Here is a 3,864-nt window from a genome sequence, read left to right on the forward strand (position 1 = left end):
TCGCCCTCGCCACCGAGGGGCCCGGTGCCGGCACCGGACGCTTCATCGACCGCCATGGCGAGATCGCCTGGTCCTGAGACCGGCGGTGCCGGGTCACCGGCCCTGAAGAACAGAACGGGCAGAACATCGAGACCGGTCCCGGACAGGAGAACCGCTGCCGCTACTGGCGTCGGCGGAACCTCCGGCCGAGGTGATCAGGACGTACGAGCCGGGGCCCGGCACGTCGAGACGTTAGCCGCCGTCGGGCCCGGTGACCGCGCGGTCCAGACGGCGTTCCACATCTCCGCCGCCTTCTTGGTGGTCGCCGCCCTCGTCGCCGCGTTTGTACTCAAGCAGAAGGGCTGGGAGAGCGTCGCCGAGGCAGATGCCGCCGTCGGGATGGCGGAAGGATGACGATGCTGCGGCAGCTCGGGTTCCTGACCGGAACTACTGCGCGACGCACTGGACTTGCGAGTGAGCACGGAGACCACCCGCGCCACCCACCTCCTGCGCACCCTGCCCGTGTGGCGACAACCGCTCCCAGTGCACAACGCGTGCACACTTCCTCGGGAACTCCCGGAAGCCCAAGGACGATGCGGGCCAGCCCAGTGCGCTGCTCGGGGCAGGCGTCACGGTCGACCGAGTGATCGGTTGGGGACGGTTTTCGGCGGTGTCGCCCGGCGGATGAGACCGGTGCGTTTGGCGGTCGCGAGCATCGGTGTGATCTCAACGGCGGTGACCTGGCGCAGGGCGCCGATCGTGGTGGTGACGAAGGTGTAGAGAGCGTCGAGGTCGGTCGCAGCGAGGGCGATCAGCAGGTTGGCCGGGCCGGTCGTGGCCGCGGTGAATCGGACCTGGGGATGGGTGCTGAGGGCCTGGCCGGTTTCCTCCAGCGCGCCGGGCAGCACGGTGATCCACAGCAGGGCTTCGGCGTGAATGCCCAGCAGGGTGAGGTCCACCTCGGTGGCCAGGCGTACGACGTTGCCACGCACAAGTGCGTCGAGGTGCCGGCGGGCGGTGAGCGGGGTGATGCCGGCGTGGTGGGCAAGGTCGGCGTAGGTGGCGCGGCCGTTCTCGGCCAGGGCTGCCATCAGAGCCGCGTCCATGGTGAGTGGTGGGGGTGGGGCGATCGGCGAGGCGGGGGCGAGACGGGCCGATTCCTCGGGGGAGAGCAGGCCGGCGGTCCAGCGGAACGCGCTGGGGAAGACGCGCAGCAGGGTGTGTGCGGTCCAGGAGACCGCAGCGTCGGTGGCGGGTAGGTCGCGCAGCAGGAGCGTGTTGCGTGCCTCCGGTCCGTCGAGGAAGAAGACGGCGGTGATCTCGTCGCCTCCTCCGAGGATGTCGACGAAGTTGGTGTCGGTGCGGTGGGCGAGGGCGTCGGCCACGTGCCGGATCTTGCTGGGGCGGCAGTGTATGCGTAGCGCGATGGGGATGACGCCCGGGATCAGGGCGGGGTTGCGGACCAGCGTGGTGCGCAGGGTGCCGTCGGCGTACAGCGGAATGACTCGGCGGATGACGGTGCGTTCCGACAGTTCGAGGCAGTGGGCGACCTCGCGCCAGGAGGCACGGGGCGACGCGAGCAGGACAGCCACGATACGGCGGTCCGTCTCGTCGAGTTCGTGTCGCATGATCTACATCCTAGGGCGAAGCCATGGCAGCTTTCCTGCGTCTGGCACCGCTGGATGTATGTAAACGTGCGGAGAGCCGGTAAGACCCTCGTGTGACGAAGTGACGAAGGGCGATGCCATGTTGAGAGCGGGAGATGGCAATGACTGATCACGGTGCCGATCTGCTGATCCGGGCTGCGGCGGTGCACACGTTGCTGCCGGGGCAGCCTCCCCAGCGGTCGCTGGCGGTGCGCGGCGACCGCATTACCGCCCTGTCGCCCGATCCGAACGGCCTCGATGCCTGGGTGACCGGGCGCACCACGGTCTACGACCTGCCCCGGGCCACGGTCCTGCCCGCGTTCGACGACACCCACACACACCTGATCTTCGCCGGATACAGCGCGCACGATGTCCCTGTCCACCAGGCCCGCACCATCGCCGAGTTCCTGGATCTGATCAGGCAGCGGGCCGCCGCTACTCCTGAGGGCGAGTGGATCCGTACCACGACCAACTGGCAGGAGCTGAACCTGGCGGAGCGGCGGATGCCCACCGCCGCCGAGCTCGACCAGGCCACCGACCGCCACCCGGTACTGGTCAAGCGCGGCGGCCACAACGACGTCGTCAACACCTACGCGCTGCGCCTGGCGGGTATCACCGAGGACACCCCCGTCCCGGCCGGCGGCGTGATCGGCCGGGACGCCGACGGCCGGCTCAACGGCCGGCTGATCGACAACGCCATGGGACTGGTGGAGCGCCTCGTCCCCACCGCGGACCGGGCCCGGCACATCGACGGGCTGCGCATCGCCGGCGGTCAGTACGCTGCCACCGGGATCGGTACCGTCCGCGACTGCATGGTCTCCCTCGACAACTATGAGACCCTGCTGGCCGCCCGGAAGGCAGGTGCGCTCAACACCCGGGTGCGCGCGCTGATCGCGGCGTTCGGCCTGTCCAGCGCGACCGAGGTGGAGAGCCTGCTCGACGCCATGGAGGACTGGCGCTACAGCGCCGACCCGTGGCTGCGGGTGTGGGGCGTGAAGTTCGCGCTCGACGGCGGACTCGAGGCCGGAGCCACCGAGGAGCCGTACGCCTGCGACCACTCCTTCTCCGGCATGCTGACCTGGGATCCCGACGCACTGGCCGAGTCGGTCGAGGCCGTGGTCCGCCGCGGTTGGCGGGTCGGTACCCACGCGTACGGCGACCGCGCCGTACGCATCCTGCTCGACGTCTACGAACGCGTCCTGCGGAACAATCCCGGCCTGCCCGCAGGGACGCTCGTCATGGAACACGGCGGCCTGGCCGGCCCCGAGCAACGCGCCCGCGCCGTCGCCCTGGGCATCCCCGTCACCATCCAGCAGCCGCTGCTGCACGACACCGCCGAGGTCGAGCGGGAGTACTGGGGGCCGGAACGGGTCGCCGCGCTCTTCCCCGCCCGCGGGTGGATCGACCAGGGCGCGCTGGTCACCGCCGGATCGGACTTCCCCGTCGGCCAGTTCGGCGCCATGCGCTCCGTCTGGGGCATGACCACCCGGCAGACCGTCATCGGCGTGCAGGGCCCCCAGCACGCCATCACCTACGACGAGGCCGTCGCCCTGCACACCACCAAGGCCGCCCGCCTGCACGACGAAGAACACCTGCGCGGCACGCTCACCCCGGGCCGCCTCGCCGACCTCACCATCTGGGACCAGGACCCCGCCCAGTGCCCGAGTGACGCCCGACGCGACCTGAACCCCACCCACACCCTCGTCGGCGGCCGCCTCGTGCACAGCCCCGAATCATAGAGAGGAAGCATCATGGATGACTCGACGGTAGGAATTCAGGTCGCCACGACAGGCGGCCCCGTGCTGGGCGCGCACCAGGACGGGCTCGCCGTCTTCAAGGGCGTGCCCTACGCTGCCCCGCCGGTCGGCGACCTTCGCTGGCGCCCGGCCCAGCCCCACCCGGGATGGAGCGGTGTGCTCGACGCCACGGCGTACGGCGCGAGCGCCCCGCAGCCCGATCTGGAACGCGGGCAGTCCGTCATGGGCGACCATCGTTTCTCGTCTCTGGACGAGGACTGCCTCACCCTCAACGTCTGGACGCCGGCTGCCGACACCGCTGCGCGGCCGGTTCTGATCTGGATCCACGGCGGTGGGTTCATAGTGGGCTCCGGCACCCTGCCCATCTATGCGGGCGACACCTTCGCCCGGGACGGCGACCTGGTCGTGGTGAGGATCAACTACCGGCTCCGGCCGCTGCGGTTCGTCCAGTTCTGGGCCGAGCACGCGGGCTGGGAGACGGA

Annotated in this window: 4 protein-coding genes; 3 read left to right on the forward strand and 1 reads right to left on the reverse strand. The window is 70.3% G+C overall.

Features of this window, described 5'->3' with window-relative positions:
• A partial coding sequence (locus tag KVT45_RS54690) for a hypothetical protein (RefSeq protein WP_217562537.1) occupies positions 1-393 on the forward strand: 393 nt, incomplete at its 5' end.
• A 215-nt stretch (positions 394-608) separates the two neighbouring features.
• Here KVT45_RS54690 and KVT45_RS54695 read toward each other — a convergent pair.
• Positions 609-1,607: an Lrp/AsnC family transcriptional regulator gene (locus KVT45_RS54695; RefSeq protein WP_217562539.1), complete on the reverse strand. Its 999-nt coding sequence runs from the start codon at positions 1,605-1,607 to the stop codon at positions 609-611.
• Between the two features lie 140 nt (positions 1,608-1,747).
• Between KVT45_RS54695 and KVT45_RS54700 the strand changes: the two genes are divergently transcribed.
• Positions 1,748-3,364 carry an amidohydrolase gene (locus KVT45_RS54700; RefSeq protein WP_217562541.1) on the forward strand — a complete coding sequence of 539 codons (1,617 nt, stop codon included), beginning with the start codon at positions 1,748-1,750 and terminating at the stop codon, positions 3,362-3,364.
• A 12-nt stretch (positions 3,365-3,376) separates the two neighbouring features.
• Positions 3,377-3,864: carboxylesterase family protein (locus tag KVT45_RS54705; protein ID WP_217562543.1), on the forward strand; the 488-nt coding region annotated here is incomplete at its 3' end.

This window comes from Streptomyces sp. GbtcB6, from assembly GCF_019091475.1.
GTDB lineage: Bacteria > Actinomycetota > Actinomycetes > Streptomycetales > Streptomycetaceae > Streptomyces > Streptomyces hyaluromycini.

Bases quoted from the DNA above. Each gene is read 5' to 3' on its own strand.
- KVT45_RS54695 (WP_217562539.1), bottom strand. From the start codon at position 1,607: ATGCGACACGAACTCGACGAGACGGACCGCCGTATCGTGGCTGTCCTG.
- KVT45_RS54700 (WP_217562541.1), top strand. From the start codon at position 1,748: ATGACTGATCACGGTGCCGATCTGCTGATCCGGGCTGCGGCGGTGCAC.